Origin of the sequence: Bowdeniella nasicola, assembly GCF_900107735.1 — a bacterium.
GTDB lineage: Bacteria > Actinomycetota > Actinomycetes > Actinomycetales > Actinomycetaceae > Bowdeniella > Bowdeniella massiliensis.
In genome coordinates, this window is the sequence record NZ_FNQV01000002.1 from 175,719 (window position 1) to 202,403 (window position 26,685).

At 64.0% G+C, this 26,685-nt stretch carries 19 protein-coding genes and 5 tRNA genes; 18 read left to right on the forward strand and 6 right to left on the reverse strand.

Features of this window, described 5'->3' with window-relative positions:
- Nucleotides 1–13: 13 nt before the first annotated feature.
- Complete coding sequence (locus tag BLU67_RS02020) at nucleotides 14–1,966, reverse strand: alpha/beta hydrolase family protein (RefSeq protein WP_176780658.1); 1,953 nt, start codon at nucleotides 1,964–1,966, stop codon at nucleotides 14–16.
- 80 nt (nucleotides 1,967–2,046) lie between these two features.
- On the opposite strand from BLU67_RS02020, the gene dxs reads away from it, so the two are divergent.
- From dxs to BLU67_RS02050, 6 genes are all read left to right on the forward strand, one after another.
- Nucleotides 2,047–3,930, forward strand: a complete 1,884-nt coding sequence (dxs, locus tag BLU67_RS02025) for a 1-deoxy-D-xylulose-5-phosphate synthase (protein ID WP_092561495.1) — start codon at nucleotides 2,047–2,049, stop codon at nucleotides 3,928–3,930.
- Complete coding sequence (locus tag BLU67_RS02030) at nucleotides 3,927–4,607, forward strand: queuosine precursor transporter (protein ID WP_176780659.1); 681 nt, start codon at nucleotides 3,927–3,929, stop codon at nucleotides 4,605–4,607. The genes dxs and BLU67_RS02030 overlap by 4 nt, the downstream gene beginning before the upstream one ends.
- Nucleotides 4,604–5,827, forward strand: a complete 1,224-nt coding sequence (tgt, locus tag BLU67_RS02035) for a tRNA guanosine(34) transglycosylase Tgt (protein ID WP_092561497.1) — start codon at nucleotides 4,604–4,606, stop codon at nucleotides 5,825–5,827. Before BLU67_RS02030 ends, tgt begins: the two co-directional genes overlap by 4 nt.
- 100 nt (nucleotides 5,828–5,927) lie before the next feature.
- Nucleotides 5,928–8,186, forward strand: coding sequence for a formate C-acetyltransferase (gene pflB, locus BLU67_RS02040; protein WP_143027309.1), 2,259 nt, complete (start codon nucleotides 5,928–5,930; stop codon nucleotides 8,184–8,186).
- A gap of 7 nt (nucleotides 8,187–8,193) precedes the next feature.
- Nucleotides 8,194–9,087 (forward strand): pyruvate formate-lyase-activating protein, encoded by an 894-nt coding sequence (pflA, locus tag BLU67_RS02045; RefSeq protein ID WP_092561501.1) that lies wholly within the window; start codon nucleotides 8,194–8,196, stop codon nucleotides 9,085–9,087.
- A 10-nt stretch (nucleotides 9,088–9,097) separates the two neighbouring features.
- Nucleotides 9,098–10,339, forward strand: a complete 1,242-nt coding sequence (locus tag BLU67_RS02050; RefSeq protein ID WP_092561503.1) for a carboxylate--amine ligase — start codon at nucleotides 9,098–9,100, stop codon at nucleotides 10,337–10,339.
- On the opposite strand, the gene BLU67_RS02055 is transcribed toward BLU67_RS02050, so the two are convergent.
- The 5 genes from BLU67_RS02055 to glgX are packed head-to-tail and all read right to left on the reverse strand — an operon-like array spanning nucleotide 10,336 to nucleotide 18,660.
- Complete coding sequence (locus tag BLU67_RS02055; RefSeq protein ID WP_092561505.1) at nucleotides 10,336–11,532, reverse strand: HRDC domain-containing protein; 1,197 nt, start codon at nucleotides 11,530–11,532, stop codon at nucleotides 10,336–10,338. The two genes, BLU67_RS02050 and BLU67_RS02055, sit on opposite strands and share 4 nt — an antisense overlap.
- Entirely contained in the window at nucleotides 11,529–12,086 is a 558-nt protein-coding gene (locus tag BLU67_RS02060) for a DUF3000 domain-containing protein (protein ID WP_092561507.1), read from the reverse strand. The genes BLU67_RS02055 and BLU67_RS02060 overlap by 4 nt, the downstream gene beginning before the upstream one ends.
- A gap of 26 nt (nucleotides 12,087–12,112) precedes the next feature.
- A complete protein-coding gene (gene treZ / locus BLU67_RS02065; RefSeq protein ID WP_092561509.1) occupies nucleotides 12,113–13,867 on the reverse strand; it encodes a malto-oligosyltrehalose trehalohydrolase in 1,755 nt (584 codons plus the stop codon).
- Between the two features lie 2 nt (nucleotides 13,868–13,869).
- Nucleotides 13,870–16,356: a malto-oligosyltrehalose synthase gene (gene treY / locus BLU67_RS02070; RefSeq protein ID WP_092561511.1), complete on the reverse strand. Its 2,487-nt coding sequence runs from the start codon at nucleotides 16,354–16,356 to the stop codon at nucleotides 13,870–13,872.
- A 21-nt stretch (nucleotides 16,357–16,377) separates the two neighbouring features.
- Nucleotides 16,378–18,660 (reverse strand): glycogen debranching protein GlgX, encoded by a 2,283-nt coding sequence (gene glgX / locus BLU67_RS02075; RefSeq protein WP_092561513.1) that lies wholly within the window; start codon nucleotides 18,658–18,660, stop codon nucleotides 16,378–16,380.
- A 121-nt stretch (nucleotides 18,661–18,781) separates the two neighbouring features.
- Between glgX and BLU67_RS02080 the strand changes: the two genes are divergently transcribed.
- The 12 genes from BLU67_RS02080 (at nucleotide 18,782) to BLU67_RS02135 (ending at nucleotide 26,680) form a co-directional block, all read left to right on the forward strand.
- Nucleotides 18,782–19,390: a YgjV family protein gene (locus tag BLU67_RS02080; protein WP_092561515.1), complete on the forward strand. Its 609-nt coding sequence runs from the start codon at nucleotides 18,782–18,784 to the stop codon at nucleotides 19,388–19,390.
- A gap of 89 nt (nucleotides 19,391–19,479) precedes the next feature.
- Nucleotides 19,480–19,552: transfer RNA gene (locus BLU67_RS02085), tRNA-Gly, on the forward strand.
- Between the two features lie 158 nt (nucleotides 19,553–19,710).
- Nucleotides 19,711–19,782: transfer RNA gene (locus BLU67_RS02090), tRNA-Val, on the forward strand.
- Between the two features lie 20 nt (nucleotides 19,783–19,802).
- Nucleotides 19,803–19,877 (forward strand) — tRNA-Val (locus tag BLU67_RS02095).
- A 29-nt stretch (nucleotides 19,878–19,906) separates the two neighbouring features.
- Nucleotides 19,907–19,982 (forward strand) — tRNA-Gly (locus BLU67_RS02100).
- Between the two features lie 24 nt (nucleotides 19,983–20,006).
- Nucleotides 20,007–20,080: transfer RNA gene (locus BLU67_RS02105), tRNA-Cys, on the forward strand.
- A 165-nt stretch (nucleotides 20,081–20,245) separates the two neighbouring features.
- Complete coding sequence (gene thrS / locus BLU67_RS02110) at nucleotides 20,246–22,276, forward strand: threonine--tRNA ligase (RefSeq protein WP_176780660.1); 2,031 nt, start codon at nucleotides 20,246–20,248, stop codon at nucleotides 22,274–22,276.
- Entirely contained in the window at nucleotides 22,266–22,808 is a 543-nt protein-coding gene (locus tag BLU67_RS02115) for an HIT family protein (RefSeq protein WP_092561519.1), read from the forward strand. Before thrS ends, BLU67_RS02115 begins: the two co-directional genes overlap by 11 nt.
- Nucleotides 22,802–23,413, forward strand: coding sequence for a phosphatidylinositol phosphate synthase (pgsA, locus tag BLU67_RS02120; protein ID WP_092561521.1), 612 nt, complete (start codon nucleotides 22,802–22,804; stop codon nucleotides 23,411–23,413). Before BLU67_RS02115 ends, pgsA begins: the two co-directional genes overlap by 7 nt.
- Nucleotides 23,410–24,348: a phosphatidylinositol mannoside acyltransferase gene (locus tag BLU67_RS02125; protein ID WP_092561523.1), complete on the forward strand. Its 939-nt coding sequence runs from the start codon at nucleotides 23,410–23,412 to the stop codon at nucleotides 24,346–24,348. Before pgsA ends, BLU67_RS02125 begins: the two co-directional genes overlap by 4 nt.
- Nucleotides 24,345–25,529, forward strand: a complete 1,185-nt coding sequence (locus BLU67_RS02130) for a glycosyltransferase family 4 protein (RefSeq protein WP_092561525.1) — start codon at nucleotides 24,345–24,347, stop codon at nucleotides 25,527–25,529. Before BLU67_RS02125 ends, BLU67_RS02130 begins: the two co-directional genes overlap by 4 nt.
- The gene (locus tag BLU67_RS02135; protein ID WP_092561527.1) at nucleotides 25,526–26,680 is read left to right on the forward strand and encodes an NUDIX hydrolase; all 1,155 of its coding nucleotides are present in this window, start codon (nucleotides 25,526–25,528) and stop codon (nucleotides 26,678–26,680) included. The genes BLU67_RS02130 and BLU67_RS02135 overlap by 4 nt, the downstream gene beginning before the upstream one ends.
- Nucleotides 26,681–26,685 lie beyond the last annotated feature (5 nt).

Consider the following 26,685-nt stretch of genomic DNA (forward strand, 5'->3'; position numbering starts at 1 on the left):
AGACAGCGTCAGGCTAGGCCCACGGCACGTCGACCTCGACGTCGTGCGGCCTAAAGCCCAGGACCTCACCGTAGAACGCGAGCTCGGTCGCGATCGCGTCCTTGCGGGCCGCGGCCGCGCGGAAGCCGTGGCCCTCGCCGGGGTACATGCGCAGTGCGACTGGTTTGCCCGCGTTCGCCGTGGCGTCGTAGATGACGCGAGCCTGGCTCGGCGGGACGACCTTGTCATCCTCGCCCTGCAGCAGCAGGAGCGGGACGGTGAGCGCGTCGAGATGGTTAATGGGGGAGCGCTCCTCGTAGCGTTCGGCTTCCTGCGGGTAGGGTCCGATGAGCCCATCGAGGTAGCGCGCCTCGAACATGTGGGTCTCCTTGGCGAGCAAGCTCAGATCCGCGACGCCGAACAGGGAGGTACCCGCCGCGAACGTCTCCAGCGTCGTCAGGGCGCGCAGCACCGCATAACCACCGGCCGAGCCACCGCGAATGACGGCGCGCTTGGCATCGATGAGGCCCTCGGCGGCGAGGTGGCTGACGCCCGCGGCGATATCGGCGTTATCGATCTCGCCCCACAGTCCGGCGAGCGAGTCCCGGTAGGCGCGGCCATAGCCGGAGGATCCGGAGTAGTCGACGTCCAGGACGGCAAAGCCGCGCGTCGTCCAGAACTGGATGGCGTCGCGGTAGGTGGGGCTCGTGGCCGAGGTGGGCCCGCCATGCACCATGACAATGAGCGGCGGAGCCTCCTCCTGCGGTGCGGCCACCTCGGGGTGGTTTGGCGGGTAGAAGTAGCCGTAGGCCTCGTGGGTGCCAAAGCCATCTCCGGCCGGTACCTGCCAGGTCAGCGGCTCGGGCAGGGAGGTCCATTCCTCGGGCAGCGGGGAATCATCGGAGGCAAGGACGAGGCGAGTGCGCGCGTGTGGCAGGTCAATCGCAATGACCGCCGGTGCGGCGGTGGCGCTGGCCCCGAGGACGGCGACGCGGTCGCCCGCGACGGCGGGGGTGCCGAGCGGGTCGTAGCCGATGAGCCATTCCTCGAGCTCACCGGTGCGCCAGGCGAGCGAGCCGAGGTGGCGCTGCCCGTCGGCGGCCCACGTCACGAGCAGGTGATCGTCATCGAGCACCGCGTACGGCATCGTCATGACCCAGGGCGGATCGGCAAAATCGGCCTCCGCGGGATGGAGCGCCCGCACCCGGATCTTCTCGCCGAGTTCCGCGCGGTAGATATTCCACCAGCCGGAGAGGTCATCGATGAAGACGAGGTCGTCGTCGGTGACGAATAGCGGCGCGATGGCAGAGGACGTTCCGCCGTCGATGCGCGTGATCTCGGTGATGGCCGTCTCGAAGCATTCGCCGAGCATGACGCGCGTGTCCTCCCACGGCATCAACCCGAGGTCCCACTCGTACCACGTGATGCGTTCACCCGAGGGTGATAGGCGCACGCCGGCGATGAAGTCCGCGCCGTCGTAGATGACCGTGCGCTCGCCATCGGCGCAGTCGATGTCGACGATCGCGTGGCGCGGGTAGCCATCGGCGCGGGAATCGTCGTGGATTTCGGCGATCGCGATGACGTGGCCGTCGCGCGCCTGCAGGTCGGCGTACCGCCATCCGTCATCGGGCGTGATCGCGAGCGCACGCTCGCCCGGCGCTGCATTCAGCGATGCGCGGTACAGGCGGCCGGTGGTGCGATGGGAGACGATGACGTCGCTGCCATCAACGGCGATGGCTGGCCCGCCGTATTCGTGCAATCGGGAGCCGATCGGGATCTCCGTGCCCGACTCATCCAGCAGTGGGAAGTCGACGATCTCACCGTCACGTTCGAGTGCGAGTCGAGTGGTGCCGCTTGCCCCGGTGCGACCGACAACGATCCCGGTATCGGCGATGAGCGGGTCTGACAGCGTTGTCTTCGCGGCCGTGAGGGAGTCGATCGTGAGAATAGAGGGCCAAGTGCCATACGGCATCGTGGTGGTGGTCATAGCCTCCATTGTATGGCGCATCAGGGGCCAAATCGGCATAGAGTAGGAGGTCGAAGTAATGGCCGCCTGCTAGGAGAACCATGAGTCAGCTATCCCGCATCACCTCTGTTGACGTCGTGCGACAACTGACTCCGAGCGAGCTGGCAGAGCTCGCGAGCGATATTAGGGAATTCCTCGTCGAATCCGTGTCCAAGACGGGTGGACACCTCGGCCCAAACCTCGGCGTGGTTGAGCTGACGATCGCGCTGCACCGCGTGTTCGACTCGCCCAAAGATCGGATCGTGTTCGATACCGGGCACCAGTCCTACGTCCACAAGATCCTGACGGGCCGCCGCGATTTTTCTGCCCTGCGTAAGCGCGACGGTGTCTCCGGTTATCCGGCTCGCAGCGAATCCGAGCACGATATCGTCGAGAACTCGCACGCCTCGACGGCCCTGTCGTGGGCCGAGGGAATCGCGCGCGCTAACCGCATCAAGGGGCTCAACGACCGCAGCGTCGTCGCCGTCATCGGAGATGGCGCCCTGACCGGCGGCATGGCGTGGGAAGCGCTGAATACGATCGCCGACGAAGACGATACGCGGCTGGTCGTCGTCATCAACGACAACGGCCGTTCCTATGAGCCGACGATCGGCGGCCTCGCGCACCACCTCGATGCCCTGCGCACGACGAAGAGCTACGAGAAGATCCTCGACTGGGGCAAGCGCACCCTGCACAAGGGCGGAACTCCGGGCCACATGGCCTACGACGCGCTGCATGGGTTAAAGAAGGGCGTCAAGGATGTGCTGGCGCCGCAGGGATTCTTCGAGAACCTCGGCATTAAGTACATTGGCCCGGTCGATGGCCATGACACCATCGCGGTGGAATTCGCGCTCACCCGCGCCAAGGCCTATGGCGGTCCGGTGCTCGTGCACGTCATCACCGAAAAGGGCCGCGGCTACACCCCGGCCGAGAACCACGTCGATGACCGTTTCCACGCCGTTGGCGTCATCCACCCCGAGACGGGCTTGCCGGTCGCGCCCTCGCGCTTTGGCTGGACCAGCGTCTTTGCCGAAGAGATCGTCAAGGCGGCACGCAAGCGGCCCGACGTTGTGGGTATCACGGCAGCGATGCTTCACCCCGTGGGCCTTGCCCCGATGCGGGCCGAGTTTCCCGACCGGGTCTTTGACGTCGGTATCGCCGAACAGCACGCCGTGACCTCGGCCGCAGGGCTCGCCTTTGGCGGCATGCACCCCGTCGTCGCGGTCTACGCCACCTTCTTGAACCGGGCCTATGACCAGGTCCTGATGGACGTGGCACTGCACAATGCTCCAGTGACCTTCATGCTCGATCGCGCCGGCATCACCGGCGATGATGGCGCCTCCCACAACGGCATGTGGGACCTCGCCCTCATGCGCACGATTCCGGGGATGCGGGTCGCCGTGCCGCGCGATGGCGATGAGCTAACGGAGATGTTCAACACCGCCCTGAATGAGGACGGCGGTCCGACGCTGATCCGCTATCCGAAGGGCTCACTGCCCGAGCCACTGCCCGCGATCCGCTCGATCGGTGAGGGCTATGACCGGGTCGATATCCTCGACGAGGACGAGTCCGAGGCCGGTGGTCGCCGGGTGCTGATTGTCGGCCTTGGGCCGTTCGCGCCCACCGGCATCGCGGTTGGAAAGGCACTGGCTGCGCGCGGCGATCGGGTCACGGTCGCCGATCCGCGGTGGGTGTTGCCGCATTCGAGCACGCTTATGCAGCTCGCAGAAGACAGCGACCTCATCATCCATATCGAAGACGGCCTGGTTGATGGCGGCGTGGGCGATAGCCTGCGAGATGAACTCTCGCGGCGCGGCGCCGCCACGACGGTGCACTGCTTCGGGATCCCCAAGCACTTCCACACCACTGCGAGCCGAGCACAGCTCATTGACGATTTCGGCCTGACACCGGATGCCATTCTCGATGCCGTGGGAGGCGATCAGTGAGCGTTCAAACCCGCGCGGACGCCCAGGTCGCGCCACCTCCGGCGGCGCTGCGGTATGACGTCGTCGTCACCCTCTTCGTGGGGTTCTTGCTGCTGTCAAACATCGCGGCAACGAAACTCATCCAGTTCGACATTGGTCCCGCGTCGCTGATCTTCGATGGGGGAGCGATCCTCTTTCCGCTGACGTACATCCTCGGGGACGTCCTCGCCGAGGTGTTCGGCTTTGCTCGCGCCAAGCGCGCCATCATCTTGGGCTTCGTGGTTTCAATCATTGCCTCGCTGACCCTGTATCTGGTCCAGATTGCGCCAGCGGCCGCCGACTATGAAAACCAAGAGGCCTTCGCGGCGGTCCTCGGCTTCGTGCCGCGTATCGTGGCAGCCTCCCTTGCCGGTTATCTCGTCGGCCAATATCTGAACGCGCTCGTGCTGACGGTGATGAAACGGCACAGCGAAAACCACCTGTGGGCGCGGCTGCTCGGCTCGACGGTCGTGGGCGAAGGCGCCGATACCATCATCTTTTGCACGATCGCCTTCGGCGGGATTCTTACGGGAGGCAACCTCCTCAACTACATCCTCGTCGGCTTTGCCTACAAGGTCGGCGTCGAAGTGATGCTGCTGCCCATTACGTACCGAGTGATCGCATTGTTCAAGCGCTACCGGGCGGGAGAGACCGCATGAGTGAGGTCTTCACTCTCGGCACGCAGCTCGAGACCGGTGGACGCACCGGGATCATTCACACACCGCACGGCGACATCCACACCCCGGCGTTCATCCCGGTCGCGACCCAAGCGACCATTAAGGCCGTTTTGCCGGAGACCATCGCCTCCCTTGGCGCGCAGGCCGTTCTCGCCAACGCCTACCACCTCTACCTGCAGCCCGGACCCGAGATCGTCGAAGAGGCTGGGGGACTGGGCCGCTTCATGAACTGGCTGGGCCCGACCTACACCGACTCGGGCGGCTTCCAGGTGCTCTCACTCGGGTCGGGCTTCAAAAAAGTCCTATCCGATCAGTTTGCTGGCAAAGCCAATGCCGATACGGACATCGCCGAGGACAAGATCCGCCGCGCCCAGGTCGATGATGACGGGGTCTGGTTCACCTCCCACCGCGACGGCACCAAGCATCGTTTCACTCCCGAAGTCTCGATGCAGGTCCAGCACGCGCTGGGCGCCGACATCATCTTTGCCTTCGACGAACTCACGACGCTGCTGAACTCCTATGACTATCAGGTCGAGTCGCTCGAGCGGACTCGGCGCTGGGCAGAGCGGAGCCTGCGCGAGATCACGCGCCTCATGGACTCCCACCCCGAGCGCCCACGCCAACTCCTGTTTGGCGTGATTCAAGGCGCGCAATATGAGGACCTGCGACGTAAATCCGCGCGCGACCTAGGGGCCATGGAAGTCGACGGGCATCAGTTCCCCGGCTTCGGAATTGGCGGTGCGCTCGAAAAGGAAAACCTCGCCACCATCGTTCGCTGGGTGACGGAAGAACTGCCCGAAGACCGGCCCCGGCACCTCCTCGGGATCTCCGAGCCCGACGATCTGTTCAATGCCATTGCCGTCGGTGCCGATACCTTCGACTGCGTCTCGCCCTCGCGCGTGGCTCGGACCTCGGCGGTCTACACCCGGACGGGGCGAACGAATCTGTTGCGCAGCGAGAACCGCACGCGCTTCGAACCGATTGACGACTCGTGCCCGTGCTACACCTGCACGCACTACACGCGCGCCTACCTTCACCATCTATTCAAGGCCAAGGAAATGGTCGCCTCCACGCTTGCGACGATCCATAACGAGTTCTTCACTATCACCCTCGTTGACCGAATTCGTACGGCGATTTCCGAAGGAAATTTTGTCGAGCTGCGTTCGGAGGTTTTGGGAGATTATTACGGCCAAAAGGTGTGAGTGAGGACACCGGTCGAATCGGTCGAAAGTCCCCTGCGCGATTGTGACCTTTTCGTTACGGTAAGAGGGTAGAAACCGATCACTGAAGGAGGCCCGTAACGTGGCTACCGACACCGCCGCCGCCGACACCACTCAGGAAGCATGGCGCGGCTTCACTACTGGACGATGGAGCGAGACGATCGATGTCCGCGACTTCATCCAGCGGAACTACACTCCTTACGAAGGTGATAGCGCCTTCCTTGCGCCGGCAACCGAGCGCACCACCCACATCTGGAACGAACTGTCCAAGATGTTCCCCGAAGAGCGGGAAAAGGGCGTTTACGACATCGACCCGCACACCCCGGCGTCGATCACCGCTCATGCGCCCGGCTACATCGATCAGGATGAAGAACTCATCGTCGGCCTGCAGACCGATGCACCGCTCAAGCGCGCCATCATGCCCTACGGTGGCTGGCGCATGGTTGAGGGCGCGCTGAACACCTACGGGTACGAGGTTGACCCGGTTGTTCGCGACATCTTCACCAAGTACCGCAAGACCCACAACCAGGGCGTCTTCGACGTCTACCCGCCGGACGTGCGCAAGGCCCGCTCCGCGCACATCGTGACCGGCCTGCCCGATGCCTACGGCCGTGGCCGCATTATCGGTGACTACCGCCGTGTCGCCCTGTACGGCGTGGATAAGCTCATCGAAGCCAAGAAGGCCGAGCGCGCCGAGCTCGATTCGGTGCGTTCCACCGAAGACATCATCCGCGACCGCGAGGAAAACACCGAGCAGATCCGCGCGCTTGGCGAGCTGAAAGAGATGGCCGCCTCGTACGGCTACGACATCTCCGGCCCCGCTACGAACGCCCATGAAGCCATCCAGTGGCTCTACTTCGCCTACCTCGCGGCCGTCAAGGAGCAAAACGGCGCGGCCATGAGCCTTGGTCGTACCTCGACATTCCTCGACGTCTTCATCGAGCGCGACCTGGCCGATGGCACCCTGAGCGAAGAGCGCGCCCAGGAGCTCATTGACGACTTCGTCATCAAGCTACGGATCGTGCGCTTCCTGCGCACCCCCGAATACGACGAGCTGTTCTCCGGCGATCCGACGTGGGTCACCGAGTCCATTGGCGGCACCGGCAACGACGGCCGCACCCTGGTCACGAAGAACTCCTTCCGCATGCTTCAGACCCTGTACAACCTCGGCCCGGCCCCCGAGCCGAACCTGACGGTGCTGTGGTCGCCCGAGCTGCCCGAGGGCTTCAAGGAATTCTGCGCCCGCGTCTCGATCGATACCTCCGCCATCCAGTACGAGTCGGATTCCCTGATCCGCGAGTCCTGGGGCGATGACGCTGGCATCGCGTGCTGCGTGTCCGCGATGGCGATCGGCAAGCAGATGCAGTTCTTCGGAGCGCGCGTCAACCTCGCCAAGGCCCTGCTGTACGCCATCAACGGCGGCAAGGACGAAAACTCCGGCAAGCAGGTCGCTCCGGTCTCCGAGCCCGTGGGCGAAGGCATCCTCGACTACGACGATGTTCGCGCGAAGTTCGACAACCTGCTGGACTGGCTCGCCCAGACCTACGTCGATGCCCTGAACTGCATCCACTACATGCACGATAAGTACGCCTACGAGCGCATCGAGATGGCGCTGCACGACAAAGAAATCCTGCGCACCATGGCCTGCGGCATTGCCGGCCTGTCGGTCGCGGCCGACTCCCTGTCCGCCATCAAGTTCGCCAAGGTCACCCCGGTGCGCGATGATCGCGGCATCGTGGTGGACTACCTCGTCGAAGGCGACTTCCCGAAGTTCGGTAACGACGATGACCGCGTCGACGATATTGCCGTCGAGCTCGTGGGTTCTTTCATGGACAAGATCCGTGCGCTGCCGACCTACCGCAACTCGGTGCACACGCAGTCCGTCCTGACGATCACCTCGAACGTCGTCTACGGCAAGCACACGGGCAACACGCCCGACGGCCGTCGCGGCGGCGAGCCGTTCGCCCCCGGCGCCAACCCGATGAACGGACGCGACACCCACGGCATGCTGGCCTCGGCCCTGTCGGTTGCGAAGCTTCCGTACTCCGAGGCGCAGGACGGCATTTCGCTCACCAACACCGTCGTTCCCTCCGGCCTTGGCCGCACCGAGGACGAGCAGGTGAAGAACCTCGTCGGCCTGCTGGACGCCTACATGGGCTCCGAGGGCTTCCACGTCAACATCAACGTGCTCAACCGCGACACGCTGTATGACGCCATGGAAAACCCGGAGAAGTACCCGCAGCTGACAATCCGCGTGTCCGGCTACGCCGTGAACTTCGTGCGACTGACCCGCGAGCAGCAGCTCGACGTCATCTCGCGGACGTTCCACGGCTCCATGTAAGGACCGCATGACCCATCCTCATGGCGGCATCGCCGGCGATGGCGTGACCGGAGAAATCCGGCTCGAGCCCGCCGGCGATGACGTCCCTCGCCTTCGCGGCTCTGCTGGCCTCGCCGGTATCGATGCCGCGGAGGCGATGAGTCGTTCCGAACACTTCGCGGCCGTGCGGGCCGGGGAGATTGGCTCCCTGCACTCCTGGGAGCTCGTCACCGCAGTTGATGGCCCCGGCACGCGCCTGACGGTCTTCCTTGCCGGCTGCCCCCTGCGCTGCCTGTACTGCCACAACCCCGACACGCTGAAAATGCGTGACGGGGAGGCCGTGCGGGCTGATGATCTGCTGCAGCGCATCGCTCGCTACCGCCCGGTCTTTGACGCCACCCTTGGTGGCGTGACCTTCTCCGGTGGCGAGCCCCTCATGCAGCCCGCATTCCTCGCTCGCATGCTTGCCGGCTGTAAGGCCCTTGGCGTGCACACGGCGATCGATACCTCCGGTTTCTTAGGTGCGAACGCCAGCGACGAGATGCTCGACAACCTCGACCTCGTCCTGCTTGATTTCAAGTCCGGCATTCCCGAGACCTATCGCAGCGTCACCGGTCGCGACCTTGCGCCGACGATCGCCTTTGGCACACGGCTCAATGAGCTCGCCATTCCCATGTGGATCCGATTCGTGCTCGTCCCCGGTCTCACCGATGATCCCGATAACATCCAGCGGGTCGCTGACACCGTCGCGACATGGGGCGCCGTGCACCGCGTCGAGGTCCTGCCCTTCCACCAGATGGGGCGCGATAAGTGGGCGAGCCTCGGACTCGATTATCAGCTCGGCGACGTTGAGCCCCCGAGCGCCGAGGAAACTGCCGCGGCCCGCGACGTCTTCGCTGCGCGCGGCCTGACCGTGTACTAGAAAAGAAGCTATGCACTCCGACTCCTCAACGACCGCCGTCGTCCTCGGCGGCGATATCGGCGCCTACTCCGTAGCGCGGGCGTTCTTCCAGGCCACCGGCAACAAACCCGCGATCATCTCCGCCTTTGGCGGTGGCATCGTGCGCGATTCCTCCATCGCCGAGCTCATCGTCGAACCCGACATGGAAGACCTCGCCGTCCTGAAGGCCCGGCTGCTCGAGCTCGACTCCCGCATCACGAGCCCCCACATCATCGCCGTGGCAAGCGCGGACTGGAACGTCGAGAGCCTGCTGAGCTTGCGCGAGCAGCTGCCACCGCGCTGGATCGTGCCATACCCGGATGCGCAGACCGTCGCGAAAGCAACCGATAAGGCGAGTTTTTCCGCGATGTGTGAACGCCTGGGAGTACCGCATCCGCGCAGCATCGTGCGCGAACCGGGCGGCGACATTCCGCTCGATGGCCAGGCCCTGACCTACCCCATCGTCGCCAAGGCCACGGACACGCCCGCCTATCACGAGGTGGAGTTTGTCGGAAAGAAGAAGGTCTTCACCTTCGAGAGTCCTGAGGAGGCCCGCATCGCGCTCGGCGCCGCCGACGATGCTGGCTATCAGGGAGACTTCCTGTTGCAGGAGTACGTCCCGGGACCGGACTCCCAGATGCGCGTGCTGAACCTGTACTGCCAGGAGGGCGGCCGCGTCGTCTTCGCCGGGCTAGGACGGGTGCTGCTGGAGGAACACGCGCCGAGCGCTATCGGTAATTCGGCTGCGATCATCACGGAGATGGATCCGGGCATTGTCGCCGAAGCTGCCAAGATCGTGGCGGATCTGAAGTGGCGCGGATTCGCGTGTTTCGATATCAAGATCGATCCGCGCACCGGCTCGCCCATGATCTTTGAGATGAACGCGCGCCTTGGACGCGCCCACCACTATCTCACGGCGGTGGGGGCGAATCCGGCAGAATTTTATCTGCGGGATTTCGTGGCGGGCGAGGTTATTGAGCGGTGCTACACGGTCGCCAAAGAAGGGCTCTATACGGTCGTGCCGATCAGCCTGCTGATGCTGTACACACCCGGTCAGCGGGCACGAATCGCCAAACTCGTGGCCTCCGGCAGAGTCGCAAGCCCGTTGTTCAACACCGCCGAACGCCACCCGAAGCGCTGGGGGTACGTCCTCGCGGCATACGTCAATCAGTGGCGCAAATTCCTTCGCCACCACCCGCCGAGCAAGGTGAATCGCCCTGGCCTAAGCGGTTAGAGCGCGCGAAGTACCTGCGCGATCGGCTCTGCAAGGAGCCCGATCTGCCAGGACCTTGTCCCCATCTCATCGAGGGCCGCCCGCACGGCGGCTGGGCTGGCAGGAAACTCTACCCACGCCAGCAATCGCTGGTGGGCTGGTAGCAACATATTCTCGGCGGGCACGTTATGCTCCTCGCCGACCTTGGCAACGACATCCCTAATAGCGGCGAGTCGCTCGGCGGCTTCCGGATTGGATTGGGACCAGCGGCGGTGATCGGGCAGGCCCGCTTTACCGGGACCACGTTTGGAGGGCAGCTGGCTGTCATCGAGCAGCCGGGCGCGCTCGATCGCGGCCAACCAGTGATCCGCGAGCCGCCGATTGCGCAGGCCCGGGAGCTTCTTGACCTGTCGGGAGGTACGCGGATTGGCCTTCACCAGCGCGATGATATTGCGATCGGGCAACAGCCGAGACGGGCAGGTGTTGGTCTCACGCCCAATGGCATCGCGTTCTTTCCACAGCTCGCGTGCCATCGCCAGCTGACGTCCCCCCTTGAGGTCCGAAAGCCGGGAAATTCGGCGCCACTGGTGGGGCTTCGTGCTTGGTGGATCGGCCTTGCGGATGAATTCGAATTCTTCCCGGGCCCAGGACAGCTTGCCGGCGGCCTGCAGCCGCGCCTGTTGCTTGGCCATGACCTGATCCAGCAACTCGACATCGAGCGCCGCGTAGACGAGCCATTCGTGCGGCAGCGGCCGCTCGGACCAGTCCACGGCGGAAAACTCTTTGGCGAGCCGGATTCCGAGCTCGCGTTCGACGACCGCTCCTAGCGAGACTTTCGGGTCGCCGAGCAGCCGGGCGGCGAGTTCGGTATCGAAGATTTCTTGCGGCCGCATGCCGACGCGGGCGAGGCAGGGCAGGTCTTGGGAGGCAGCGTGCAACACCCACGTCACGTCCGTCATCGCCTCGGACAGTGCGGACAGATCCGGTAAGAACTCCGGATCAATGAGGGCAGTTCCCGCGCCTTCGCGGCGGACCTGGACGAGGTAGGCGTCCGAGGTGTAGCGGAAGCCGGAGGCCCGCTCGGTATCGACGGCGAGGGGTCCGCGGCCGCGCTTCAGGCGGCGAATATAGTCGCGAAGATCCGCCTCTTCGGTCATGACGTCCGGGACGCCGTCGGCGGGGGAGGAGAGCAGGGGGAGCTCGGATTCGGTCATTGTCCCCTTTCGGGCACGCTATGGGGCAGGGGCGCTAGATCACAGGAGATCTCAACGAGATTTAACCACGCTTGGATGTGCGGCCCCAGATCGTTCGTGACGGGAGTCCACGATCCGCGGATCTCCATCTCGAGCGATTGGTCGGATAGGACGAGTCCACCGAAGGACTCCGAAAGGACGCGCGTGACGGTCCCGGACAGGTGGTGGTAGCCGGCGCCCTGATCTTCGAGGGCACTGGTCAGCCAGGACCACCCGACTTCGCCAAGGAGGGGGTCATCGGAGACCTCGTTATCCATCGGGGCCTTGATAAGGACAATGATTCGGAAATCACCGTGCCAGGCGGGCTGGCCCTCGGGATCATAGAGAATGACGAAGCGGCCGACTCCCGTCAGTTCATCGTCATCGGTAAGGACCTCGGCGCTCAGGGCCGCGGCAAAGGGCGCGAGCCTCGTCGGTCCGGGGATCTCCGTGAGAGTGATCTCGGGGCGGAGGCGGTGACCACGCAGCGACGCCAGTGCGTCACTGAATTCGCTGGGTGCGAGCTGTTCGGCCACACCGCAAGATTAAGGCACGTGTGGCGTTAGAACGTCGTCGGCGCGCCGGAGGATAGCACCGCGGTTGACAGTGCTGGCAGCGACACGCCCGCATCAATTCGCGACACTTCGGTACCGGGCTGACAGTAAGACAGCACGACCTCACCGCTGACGTCCGGAATGCTGACCTCGGATTCGTAGCGGTTGACGAGGACGGTCAGCGGGCCGCGCCGCATCGCGAACCAGTGGTCGCCAAAACTTGGGGTGACGACCTGCTCGTGGGCGCCGTCGCCGAAATACTCGCGGCGCAGCGCGATGAGGTCGGTGTACCACTGCAGCATTCGCGCGTGCGGTTCCGTCGTCCGCTCGTCCCAGTTCAAGACGGCCGAGTCTGCCGTCGCCGGGTCCTGGGGATCGGGCACGGCGGCATCGGGGCCGTAGAGATCGGCCCAGCCGTGTTCGGCGAACTCCTTGCGCCGGCCCTCGCGGATAGCGTGGGCGAGCTCGTCTTCGGCGTGGTCGGTAAAGAACGGGAACGGAGTGGAGGCGGACCACTCCTGACCCATGAACAGCATGGGGGTGAAGGGCGCGAGCAGCATGAGCGCGGCGCCGCCCGCGACCAGGGAGGAGGGCAGGCGTTCGCTTGGGCGATCGCCCATGCCGCGATTGCCGACCTGGTCGTGGTTTTCGGTAAAGGTGATGAACCGGCGGGCGTCGACATCGGGCGGGACCGGTGCGCCCCAGTGGACGCCGCGGAAGGAGGAGAACGTGCCGTTGTGCACGAAGACCTCGGTCAGCGCCTTGGCGAGTACGGTCGATTCTCCGAAATCGGCATAGTAGCCTTGCCGCTCGCCGGTGAGCCAGGCGTGGACGGCGTGGTGGATATCGTCGTCCCACTGGGCGTCCATCCCGAGGCCGCCGCGGGAGGTTGGGGTGACCATCGCGACGTCGTTGAGATCGGACTCAGCGATGAGCCGCAGCGGCCGACCGGTGCTCGCTCGAAGCTCACCGACCCGATCCGACAGCTCGGCGAGCAGGTGCGTGGCGGAGTCGTCGATCAGGGCGTGCACGGCGTCCAGGCGAAGCGCGTCGATCCGGAAGTCGGTGAACCAGCGCAGGGCGTTGTCAATGATGAAGTCGCGCACCGGCCGCGAGTCGGGCCCATCGAGGTTGATGGCGGCGCCCCACGGGGTGTGGTGGGCGTCGGTGAAGTAGGGGCCGAACTCCGCGAGGTAATTGCCCGATGGACCGAGGTGGTTGTAGACGACATCCAGGCAGACACCGATGCCGAGTTCGTGGGCGGCGTCGACGAAGGCCTGTAGCTGTTCGGGTCCGCCGTAGGCCTCGTGGACCGCCCACAGGCCGACCCCGTCATAACCCCAACCCGCCCGGCCGGGAAATGCGGCCAGCGGCATGAGTTCGACCATGGTGACGCCGAGGCGAGCGAGGTCGGGCAGGCGCGTTGCAGCTGCCGCTAGGGTGCCGTCGGAGGTGAAGGTGCCGACATGGATTTCGTACATGACCGAGGTCAGGGCGTCGATCCCAACCTCGGGTGCGCTGCGCCAGGAATAACGTGACAGGTCGATGACCTGCGAGGGGCCGTGGACACTTTCGGGCTGGTAGGCGGAGCGCGGGTCGGGGCGGGCGGGGCCGCCATCGAGCGAGAACGAGTAGGTGGTGCCAGGGGCGAGCTCGGTGATGAACCAGCCCGCAGCCTCGCTTTGCATCGGCTGCCGTCCGGCGTCGGTGATGACGTCGACGGCGCGTGCGTTGGGGGCCCAGAGTCGAACGGGTCGAACCATGATCAGTCCTTGGTGGTCGTGAGGATGGCGACGGGGTAGGTAGCGAGGAGGTCGGCGAGGCGGAGGTTGCTGCCGTCGAACTCTTCACCGGTGAGCAGATCGCGCCAGCTGCCCGGCGGTAGGACGACGACGTGATCGCGGAAGCCGCCGCGCTGCGCGATGCGGGTACCGAGGCGCTCGGCGACCACGGCGATATCCGCGTCCTCGCCGCGCGTGAAGGCGAGGGCGAGGGTGGTCGTCGTCGGAAGTGGGCGCACGATGCCGGACAGGAACACGTCGGGCCGCGCGCGACGCAGGCGAGCAAGGGTTGCGGTCAGCCAGAGCTTTTCCTCATCCAGGCTTGCTGGGTTCTTTCCGGCGTCCAGTTCCGCCAGGGCCTCGGCAAGGGCGCCAAAGTCGACGCTGCGACGGTTGTCGGGATCGACGAGCGAGGAGCGCAAGACTTCGCTGCCCTGGTAGATATCGGCGACCCCGATGAGGCTGAGCTGGACGGCTTTGGTGGACAGGATGGCGGTGCGGATCCCGGCCGATAGCTGCTGAGCGTATGCGGCGAGGTCGGATTGGAGCTCCGCATCGGCGAGGGCTGCGGTCACGGCCTGAGTGAGCGCGGCTTCGGCTTCCTGGTCGACGCGCGTCCAACTCGTGACGTCCTTCTGCTCGCGCGCGGCCTTGATCGCAAAGGCCGAGAGGCGGTCAGCGGTCATCGGGTCGGACTCGATAGCGGTGCCGAACAGGACCTGCCACATGAGGTTGGTGAGGCGCCCGTGGACGCCGTCGAAGAGGTGGGCGTGGCGCGTGATGAGGCGCCGCCAGCCCTGCACGTCCTGGCTGATGACGGACATGCGGGCGCGCACGTCCTCGCCGCGTTTCGTATCGTGCGTCGTGCCGAGCGTCATCGAGACCGGGTGCGTGGCACCGATCTGCTGCGCCCAGGCGTACAGGTCATCGGGATGGAAACCGAAGGTGTGGGGATCGGCTCCGACCTCGGTCAGCGAGGCGAGCAAGGTCCAGCGGTAGTAGGCCGTGTCCTCCACGCCCTTGGCGGTGACGGCGCCGCACACCTGCTGGAAGCGGATCGCGAGTTCAGCGCGGCGTTCTTCGTGGGTGCGTCCGGCGCTGCCGGCCTCGGCTCCGGTCAGCAGATCGAGCAGGACGTCGAGTGTCTGAAGCTCATCGCTCGTGAGGTGCTCGCGGGCCCGGTCGGCGGCGGCACTGAGCGCGGAGCGTTGCTCCGGGTCCATCGGTGGCCAGGGCTCACCGGGCTCGCCGGGCCGGACGTAGGCGCGGTAACGATCGATGGCGACGACGAGTTCTGTCAGGCAGGACTGGATTGCCGCGCGCGTGTGATCGCGCAGCCGAATGTCGTCGTGGAAGATGTCGGCAGCAAGCTGGGCGAGGCGGTGGATCTCCGCGGTGAGCGAGGTGTCGATGATCTCGCGCTTGGAGGCCTCGATGACTTCATCCAGCGTGCCCGGCAGATCGCCGGTGAGCTCGGTCATGATGCGGGCCATGTCGCCCTGGCCGTGGGCATCGACCTGGATGCCGCCGATTCGCCAGGCGGCGTCGTAGCCCGTCGTACCCGCTACGGGCCAGGCTCCGGGCAGCGGTTCATCGCCTTCGAGAATCTTCTCGGCGACGATGTAGGCTCCGCCCGTTGCCTCGAAGAGGCGCTCGAAGTAGCCCTGCGGATCGGCGAGCCCGTCGGGGTGGTCGATCCGGAAGGCATCAATCAAGCCGGCGTTGAACAGTTCGAGCAGCAGGGCGTGGGTAGCGTCGAAAACCTCGGGATTTTCCACTCGCACGGCGGCCAGCGTTCCGACGTCGAAGAAGCGGCGATAGTTCAGCTCTTCGTCGGCGACTTTCCAATAGGCCAGGCGGTAGTGCTGCCGGTCGACGAGTGCGGTCAGCGGCAGGTGCTCGGTGCCGGCGCGCACGGGAAAGACGTGGTCGAAGTAGCGCAGGACGGGGACTTCGCCGTCCTGACCGGGGATCTGCGCGTGGTCGAAGGTGAGGTGGCCGGAGCCGATGGCTTCACCGATTCGTTCGCCGAGAACCGGCATGAGGAGGCCGTCGTCGCCAAAGTCGACGTCGAACCATGAGGCATAGGGCGAGTCGGCACCGAGCGAGAGGACGGACCACAGGGCGGTGTTGTGCCAGGCCGGGGTGGGCACGGCCATGTGGTTGGGCACGAGGTCGACAAGGACGTTCAGGCCCGCGTCATGCGCGGCGCGGGAGAACGCCTCGAAGGCCTCCCGCCCGCCAAGTTCTGCCGAGATCGCGTTGTGGTCTACGACGTCGTAGCCGTGCAGCGAGCCGGGCGCCGCTTGCAAGATGGGCGAGAGGTAGCAGTCGGTGACGCCGAGCTCGCTCAGATACGGCAGCATGGCCTGCGCTGCCGCGAAGTCGAAGTCCGGCGTGAGTTGCAGGCGGTAGGTCGTGACCGGGGTACGTCGGCCAGCTAGGGGGCGATGGAGCGGTGAAGCGGGCATAACCTCAATCTATCGCGCTGCCTACGAACGGTCAGCTGGGCCCCGTTTTTCCGGCTTCTGTAATGCCTGCGGTGGCTGGTCCGGTTTGGTTTTCAGCGACGGCGGGGGAGTCGGGTTATGGGGGATGACCTTGTAGCGCTCGGCGCTGGCCTCACCGCGCTCGGCGAGGTCGACATCATCGCTGAGCTCGGGATTCGCGTCGTGTGACATGAGGTAGGTGACCGAGCGCGCTTCCACCATGACGGTTGCGCCGGGGGCGACGACCGTGCCGAGGGTTTGGGGTGAGTTGGTGTCGACCTCCACCCGCCACGACCTACCAAACTCCTTATCTGGAATCGTGAAGTCGATGGGTTCTTCGGCCGCGTTGAACAAAATGAGGAAGGACTCGTCGTGGATCTTTTGGCCGCGCGAATCCGGCTCGGGGATCGCTTCCCCATTGAGGTAGACCATAAGCGAACGCGCGTAGGTGGTGTTCCAATCGCGGTCAAGCATGGTCGCGGCCGAGGGTGTCAACCATTCGATGTCCTTCAAATCGGACGTTGCGCTCTTTTCGGGGCGGCCCTCAAAGAACCGGCGACGGCGAAACACCGGGTGATCCTTGCGCAGCTGGATGAGGGCTTTCGTAAAGGCCAGCAACGACTCGTTAGCGGGAGTCAGATCCCAGTTAATCCACGACAGCTCGTTGTCCTGGCAGTACGTATTGTTGTTTCCCTGCTGGGTGCGTCCGAGCTCGTCGCCGTGCGAAATCATCGGCACGCCCTGGCTCGCGAGCAGGGTCGTGAGGAAATTGCGTTGCTGGCGCGATCGCAGGCGATTGATCTGCTCGTTATCGGTGGGTCCTTCTGCGCCACAGTTCCAGGAGCGGTTGTGGGACTCACCGTCCATGTTGCCCTCGCCGTTGGCGTCGTTGTGCTTCTCGTTGTAGGACACGAGATCGGCGAGCGTAAAGCCGTCATGGGCGGTGACAAAATTGATGGAGGCTACCGGGCGGCGCCCGGAGTGTTCGTACAGGTCCGCACTGCCCGTCAGGCGCCGCGCAAACTCAGCGAGCGTGGAGGGTTCACCGCGCCAGAAATCGCGCACGGTATCGCGGTACTTACCGTTCCACTCGGTCCATAGGGGCGGGAAGTTGCCGACTTGGTATCCGCCGTCGCCAAGGTCCCAGGGCTCGGCGATGAGCTTGACCTGAGAGATGACCGGATCCTGGTGGACGAGCTCGAAGAAGACGGCGAGACGATCGACTTCGTGGAATTGCCGGGCCAGGGTGGAGGCAAGGTCGAAACGGAAGCCGTCGACGTGCATCTCTTCGACCCAGTAGCGCAGCGAATCCATGATGAGCTGCAGGACCGCGGGCGAGCGCATCAGGAGCGAGTTACCGGTTCCCGTCGTGTCGAAATAGTGCGAGGGATCTTCATCGACGAGCCGGTAGTAGGCCGGGTTGTCGATCCCGCGGAAGGAGAGCGTCGGGCCCAGGTGGTTGCCTTCGGCCGTGTGGTTGTACACGACGTCCAAGATGACTTCGATATCGGCCTCGTGCAGGGCCTTGACGAGGGCCTTGAACTCTTGGACCTGCTGGCCACGCGTGCCATAGGCGGCATAACCGTTATGGGGCGCGAAAAACCCGATGGTGTTGTATCCCCAATAGTTGTGCAGTCCGCGTTCTTGCAGGTGCGGGTCATCGACGAACTGGTGGACCGGCATGAGTTCTACGGCCGTGACCCCGAGTTCGACGAGGTGGTCAATGATTGCTGGATGCGCCATGCCCGCGTATGTGCCGCGAAGTTCTTCCGGCACCTCGGGGTGTAGGGCGGACATACCCTTCACGTGGGCTTCGTAAATGATCGTGTCGTGGTATTCGTGGCGCGGCGGGCGATCGTGGCCCCAGTCAAAGAACGGATTGATCACCACCGAGAGCATGGCGTGGGCTGCTGAGTCGTCCTGATTGCGCTTGTCGGGTTCGCCAAAAGTGTAGGAATACAGCGAGGGATCGCCATCGATCTGGCCATCAATGGCCTTGGCGTACGGATCGAGGAGCAACTTGGAAGGGTCACACCGATAGCCCTTTTCGGGAGCGTATTCGCCGTGAATGCGGTACCCGTAGCGGGTTCCGGGCTGGACGCCGGGCAGGTAGCAGTGCCACACGTGAGCGTCCTGTTCGGTGAGCGTTATTTGAGTTTCGGTCCCGTCATCAGCGATCAGGCACAGGACAACCTTGTCCGCGATGTTGGAAAAGATCGCGAAGTTAGTGCCCGAACCATCGAAGGTGGCGCCGAGCGGATAAGACGTTCCAGGCCAAATCTGCATGTCACTAGGGTGACACGTCAATGCCGTCAGAGTCGGCGCCTGTGCTCGGAGTTTCGTCACACTGCGGCCTAGACGAGACCAACCGCAGGTTTCGCAGGTTAATGAAAGGTAAAATCAGGCAATGCCCTGGTTAGAGTTATTCGGTTGGATCGGTTCTGCGATCCTCGTGTTTTCCATGATGCAACAGCGGATCATGCGCCTTCGCATGATCAACCTCGTTGGCTGCATCATTCATGTCATCTACAACTCCGTCATCCAAGCCTGGCCAATCGTCGGCTTGAACGTCGTGCTCTCGATCATCCAGATCGTGAACCTGTACCGACTGCTGAACACTCGTCACGATGAAGCGACGTACCAAGTCGTCGACACCGATGTCGATGATTCGTACCTGCGCTACCTCATCGATCAGCAGAGTAGTGACATCAAGAAGTTCAATCCCACCTTCGACGGCGCTCGGGATGCCACCCACGCCTTCCTCATCATGCGGGGAACGGAGACCGTTGGTTACGTCCTTGCTAAAGATGCGGGAGATGGTGAAGCGCAGATCGTGCTGGATTACGTCAGCGAGAAGTACCGTGACTTCACGCCGGGCGAGTTCGTCTTTACTAACCCCGCGTGGTTTACCGACCACGGTTTCACCCGGGTGATCGCGCCCAGCAGTGGACCCGACTACTACGAAAACGTCGGTTTCGACAAGACTGCGAACGGGTATGTGAAGGCGCTGGCATAGTCCGCCCCGGAGTGTGGGGCGCGTCATTCGCGGCGGTTTTGACCGCGTGCGCGCCCCCGGTCTAAGATAAGTGGGCGCTCAGGCGCAACGCGGATGTGGCTCAGTTGGTAGAGCATCACCTTGCCAAGGTGAGGGTCGCGGGTTCGAGTCCCGTCATCCGCTCGAAGAGACCACCCCTGGTGGGGTGGTTTTCTTATTGCAGTAGTGCACAGGCAATGTGAGACACGGCACCGGTCACCGGTTTTGCAACTGGTAGGCAAGCCCGGTAAAGTTTCAACCCGCAGGTGATCGCAAGATCACCGCGACACAACGCTTGTGTCGGGCGATTGGCGCAGTGGTAGCGCGCTTCCTTCACACGGAAGAGGTCACTGGTTCGAACCCAGTATCGCCCACGCAACGGCGGGTCGCTAAAGGGCGATTGGCGCAGCGGTAGCGCGCTTCCCTGACACGGAAGAGGTCACTGGTTCGAACCCAGTATCGCCCACCACCGCCGAAGCAACCGGGGAGACCCGGGATGCGGATGTGGCTCAGTTGGTAGAGCATCACCTTGCCAAGGTGAGGGTCGCGGGTTCGAGTCCCGTCATCCGCTCCAGGTCCGGCCCCTTGGCCCGACCATGGTGGGTTGGCCGAGAGGCGAGGCAGCGGCCTGCAAAGCCGTATACACGGGTTCGAATCCCGTACCCACCTCCAAAGGTCCCTTTGCGTTTCGCAAAGGGATTTTTTGTTTTCCGCGATGAGGTGCGCCCCACACCACGAGCGCAACATTTGTCCCAAAGTAGGGAAAGCCCGCGAGCGTCGCTAGACTCGGGAGCGTGCCACAGGGCACGACATGCATTCGCTTCACGAGGAGGACCGGTGTCTGACATCCAGGTAACCATTGACGGCCACGACGCTTCGCTGCCCGAGGGAACCACCGGAACGACCGTGTTCGAAAAGGACCGCAGCATCATCGCGATGCACGTCAACGGTGAGGCGCAAGACCTCTTCCGCACGATTCCCGATGGCGCTGCGGTCACCGGCATCACCATCACGAGTGATGAGGGCCTCGCGATCCTCCGTCACTCCGCCGCGCACGTGCTCGCGCAAGCTGTCCAGGACATCCACCCCGACGTGGATCTTGGCATCGGTCCGCCGATCACGGACGGCTTCTACTACGACTTCGGTAACGTCGAGCCCTTCACGCCGGAAGATCTCAAAGCGATCGAAAAGCGCATGGGCCGCATCGTCAAGGAAGGCCAGACCTTTGCTCGACGAGACGTGAGCGATGAGGAAGCACGCGAAGAACTCGCCGATCAGCCCTACAAGCTCGAACTCATCGGCCTGAAAGGCTCCGATGCCGAGGCCGCTGCCGAAGGTGCTTCGGTCGAGGTCGGCGGCGGCCAACTCACGATGTATGACAACGTCCGACGCGGGGGAGAGGTCGCCTGGAAGGACCTGTGCCGCGGTCCCCACCTGCCCTCCACTCGCCTCATAGGCAACGGCTTCGCCTTGCAGCGTTCGGCTGCAGCATACTGGCGCGGCAGCGAAAAGAACCCGCAATTGCAGCGCATCTATGGCACGGCCTGGGCGAGCAAGGACGATCTGCGCGCCCACCTCGATCGCCTAGCAGAGGCCGAGCGCCGAGACCACCGCAAACTCGGAGCAGAACTCGACCTGTTCTCCTTCCCCGACGAGATCGGATCGGGGCTCGCTACCTTCCATCCCAAGGGCGGCATCGTCCGCATGGAGATGGAGGAATACTCGCGCAAGCGCCACATCGAAGAGGGCTACGACTTTGTCTATAGCCCCCACATCACCAAGGAAAAGCTCTTCCAGACCTCGGGGCACCTCCAGTGGTACGCCGATGGCATGTATCCGCCGATCCATATTGATGAGGAGCGGGATCCCGAAACCGGGGAGATCACCAAGCAGGGCCAGGACTACTACCTGAAGCCCATGAACTGCCCGATGCATAACCTGATCTTCTCCTCGCGCGGTCGCTCCTACCGCGAGCTGCCGATCAGGCTCTTCGAATTCGGCACGGTCTACCGACTCGAAAAGTCCGGTGTCATTCACGGCCTGACCCGAGCCCGTGGCTTCACGCAAGACGATGCCCACATCTACTGCACTCGGGATCAGATGAAGGATGAGCTGACGAAGCTCTTGACCTTCGTCCTCGAGTTGCTCAAGGACTACGGTCTGAATGACTTCTACCTGGAGCTCTCGACCAAGAACCCGGAGAAGTTCGTCGGTGATGACGAGATCTGGGAGGAGGCAACGCGCACCCTGGAAGAGGTGGCCGTGGCCTCCGGCCTGGATCTCGTGCCCGACCCGGGCGGCGCGGCCTTCTACGGGCCGAAGATCTCCGTTCAGGCAAAGGACGCGATCGGTCGCACCTGGCAGATGTCGACGATCCAGCTGGACTTCAACCTGCCGGAGCGCTTCGACCTGGAATACACCGCCGCTGATGGCTCCCGGCAGCGCCCGGTCATGATTCACCGCGCGCTGTTCGGTTCCATCGAGCGATTCTTCGGCGTGCTGCTCGAACACTATGCCGGTGCGTTCCCCGCCTGGCTCGCGCCCGTGCAGGTTCGCTGCGTTCCCGTCGCCGATGCCTTCGACGATTACCTCGAAGAGGTCGCAACGAAGCTGCGCGCCGAAGGCATCCGCGTCGAGGTCGATCGCAGTGATGACCGGTTCGGAAAGAAGATCCGCAACGCGGCCAAGGACAAGATCCCCTTCACCTTGATCGCCGGCGGTGAGGACGTCGACGCCGGAGCCGTCTCGTTCCGTTACCGGGGAGGCGAGCAGCGCAACGCTGTGCCCGTTGACCAAGCCGTAGCGGAAATCGTGGCTGCCGTTCGCTCCCGCCGCAATGACGACAACTTCGCGCCCGATGAGCACTAGCGAGTCCTACCTTCCGGCAGGGGTCCCGGACGCTTTCGAGCGGCTGTGGACCCCGCACCGGATGGCCTACGTCGGGGGCGAGAATAAGCCCGCCGACGCCTCCACCGATCAGTGTCCATTTTGCGCGGCACCCCACCGCAGCGACGACGAGGCGCTCATCATCGCGCGCGGCGAGCTGTGCTACGTCATCTTGAACCTCTACCCCTACAACCCCGGACACCTCCTGGTATGCCCCTATCGGCACGTCGCGACCTACCCGGAACTCACGGTTGAGGAGCGAGACGAATTCGGGGAACTGGCCGCGCGGGCGATGCGGGTGCTTGCCAAGGTGAGCAAACCCGATGGCTGCAACGTCGGAATGAACCAGGGGGATGTTGCCGGCGCCGGAATTGCCGCCCACCTGCATCAGCACATCGTGCCGCGGTGGAAGGGCGATGCCAACTTCTTCCCGATCATTGCTCAAACGAAAGCGCTCCCGCAGGTCCTCGGCGACACACGTGAGCTGCTCGCTACAGGTTGGAACGAATGTTAGGACAGCACGGACGGGGTGTCATCAAGGCAGTTTTCACCCCCATCGCGCGAGCGTTAGTCAAGGCCGGTGTCAGCCCCGACGCCGTCACGATCACGGGCACGATCGCGGCCTCCGTCGCGGCGTTGGCACTCATCGCGCCGGGCTATCTCATTGCCGGCTCGCTCACCGTCGGCATCATCGTTTTCACTGACTCGCTCGATGGGACGATGGCGCGCCTCATTGGCCGCGACTCGCCCTGGGGCTCCTTCCTGGATGCCACTCTCGACCGCATCACCGACGGCGCAATCTTCGCGGCCATCACGATCTACCTCGCGGGGGTGCCGGGGAGCATCGGCCGCTGGGGACTGTACGCGGGCATTGCTGCCGCGATCCTCGGCTCCGTCGTGCCCTATGCCCGCGCCCGTGCGGAAGCTTCGGGCTACCAGGCGAGTGTCGGTATCGCCGAGCGATCCGATCGATTGCTCATCGCGCTGCTGGCCACCCTGCTTGTCGGGTGCGGACTTCCCACCTGGATCTTGCCCGTCGCCCTGACCTACCTCGCTGTTGCCGCGGCCATCACCATCGGTCAGCGCCTCGCAACGGTGTACCAGCAGGCTCGCCCATGACTGTAACCGACCGGCTGCTCAACGCGGCATTTACCTATGCGCCGCGCCTGCCCGACGGCCTCGTCAGGGCAGCGTGCGCCTTCGCGGCCGATGTCGCTTGGCTCATCCGCGGTAGCGGTGTCAAGCAGCTGGAAAAGAACCTGCTGCGGATACGCGCGGCTAATCCCGCGACGGTGTCAAAAGCGAGCCGGACCGCGATGCGGAACTATTTCCGTTACTACGCCGAAGCCCTGCGGCTGGGCGCCTACAGCAAGGAACAGATTGACGCGCGGGTCAGCGTCGTCATGAGTGAGGAAGCCCGGCGCGATATCGCCGATGGCTCGACGCTGCTGGCGCTGGGACACCTCGGCAACTGGGACCTTGCCGGCGCGTGGGGGAGCCGCCACCTAGCCCCGGTGCTGACCGTTGCCGAGCACCTGTCGCCCGAAGAACTCTTCCGAGCGTTCGTCAAGTTGCGCGAGGATGCCGGGATGACGATCATCGCCCTGGAACGGGGCTCTCGAGTATTTCCGCAGTTACTTCGCCACTCGCGCGCCAACCATCACCTCGTGTGTCTGCTTGCGGATCGCGACCTGTCGCACACGGGCCTTCCGGCCTCGCTGTGTGGGCAGCCGGCTCGTGTCGCCGCAGGTCCGGCGGCGCTATCGCTCGCGGCAAAGATTCCGCTGTACTTCGTGGGGATTCGGCACGTTCGCCTGACCGGTCAGGCTCGCCGCGCGGCGGGATCACCGTGGGGGATCGAACTTGAATTCACCGGCCCACTCACAACTGCAGCGTCGGGGTCTGAGGGCATCGCGGACCTGACCGCCCAGTGGACCGCGGCCATGAGCCACTACCTCGAACGCTACCCGCTGGATTGGCACATGCTGCAGCCGGTATTTGATGCCGATCTTGATCTCGCTCGCGTCCGAGCCAAACAGGAGGGGGCGGCATGAAAATCGGAATCGTGTGCCCCTACGCCTTCGATGTTCCCGGCGGCGTGCAGTTTCATATCCGGGACCTCGCCGAATGGCTTCGCGGCAAGGGACACGAGGTCTCCGTCTTCGCTCCGATCGACAAGGGAACCGAGGTTCCCGACTATTACGTCTCTTCGGGGGGTTCTTTCCCGGTCCCGTACAACGGGTCAACAGCGCGCTTGTGCTTTGGTCCGAAGGCCGCGAAGCGCACCCAAAAATGGCTCGCGGACGAGAATCTCGACGTCGTCCATATTCATGAGCCGCTTACGCCTTCACTTGGCATGTTGACGCTATGGCAAGCTGAGATTCCGATCGTCGCGACCTTCCATTCCAACCAGTCGCACTCGCGGGCTATGTGGACCCTGCGCCTGCCCTTTCAGCCGATGCTCGACAAGATCACGGCTCCGATCGCTGTCTCCTCCGAGGCGCGCCGAACGATTGTGGAACACCTCGGAGCTAATCCGGCGATCATTCCCAATGGCGTCCAACTCTCGAATTTCGACGTGCCAGCCAAACCTGAATGGGCGGGTACTCGCATCACCGGCAATCCCGATGCTCCCGTGGTCAGTTTCCTGGCGAGGTTGGACGAGCCTCGAAAAGGGCTTCCCGTCCTGGCCGCAGCCATTCCCGAGGTCCTCAAGCACTACCCGGATGCCCGCTTCCTCATCGCCGGCAGGGGAGAGGCCAGCACGGAACGTGCCGCCCTAGCTCCCTATGGCAATGCGGTCACCTTCCTTGGCGGCATCTCCGAAGCCGACAAGGCGGCACTGTTTGCCTCCAGCGATATCTACGTCGCCTCCCAGACCGGTGGCGAGTCCTTCGGTATCGTCCTCGTGGAGGCCATGGGAGCCGGAGCTAGTGTCGTGGCATCGGGCATCACAGCGTTTCGTGACGTACTCGACCAGGGACGCGCCGGAGATCTGTTTACCGTCAACGACCCACACTCCCTTGCCGAGACGATCATCGATGTTCTGCGCAGGGAGCCGGAAGAGCGCACCGCGCGGGACGAATATGTGCGTGAATGGCGCGGCCAGTACGACTGGGACAGCGTTGGTAAACGGATCGTCTCCACCTATGACTTCGCGGTCTCAGCCGGCGTTCCGCAATCGAGCGCAGGTCTGTTCGCCGGAGCTTGGAAGAAGAACGGCGATTTGACGTGAACTTGCTGCCCTACGTTATCGCCGTCCTCGGTATCGCGCTCCTGATCATTCTCGTTCGAGCGGTCATTCTTGCTCGCGGCCTCGATCGCTTGCACAAGATGCTCATCTCGTGCCGACACGTTCTAGATGCTCAGCTAGTCGCGCGTGCGGGCGCAGCCCAGGAACTGGCCGGTTCCGGCCTACTGGACCCCGCCTCGTCAATGCTGCTCGCCGACGCGGCTCACGCCTCGCTCGGCCGGGCCGGAACGATCGTGGCAGATGGTTTGGAAAAGCAGGAGATCTTCACCTCCGATGGCACGCTGGCCGACGGAATCGTCGATCGCGATCGGGCGCGGGTCGAAACCGAGTTGACCGCGGTTTTGCGCCAGATCCTCGCCTCGCTGCCCGATCACTCGCCTGCGCGTCGCCTCCCGGCATTCGATGATCTGTTGCTGTCGTGGTACCAGGCCGAGCTCGCGCGAACCTTCCATGACTCCCGGCAAACTCAGGTCGTGCGCATCCGGCGTGACCACCTCGTACGGATCTTGCGCCTTGCGGGTTTTGCGCCCATGCCGACGACCTTTGACGCGGATTTAAAGGGCTCGACATACTCCGCACCGGAGCCGCCCGCGAACCCAGCTCAGGCCTATGCGGCTGAATGGCCCATCGGGCCATCGGGTTATCCCGAGCGCGACGCGGCCCGCGTCCTCTTGTTCGACCCCGCCGGACGCATCCTCATGATCCTCGGTCACGATATCGACGACCTAGATCATCGCTGGTGGTTCACCCCCGGAGGCGGCCGGAGCCCAGAGGAGGATCCGCGCGCCGCAGCCGTCAGGGAGCTGTTCGAGGAAACCGGCATTCAACTTGATCCGGCAGCGCTGATTGGCCCCATTGCGCAACGCAGCGAGCAATTCCACTTCGCGGCCGCCACTCGCGTCCAGCACGAGCTGTTCTACACCTATACGCTCGACGCCCCCGTCGACACGCTCGACACCACTCGACACAGCGTCATAGAACAGGACGTCTTGGATGAGTTTGCGTGGCTGACCCCCCAGGAATTGACTGACATGACACAATCAGGCCAGAACGTCTATCCAAGCATGTTGCCTGATTTTGCCTCCACCATTTGGCGTGAGGGCTGGGACGGCACGACGCCAACGATTCGCTAACGAGG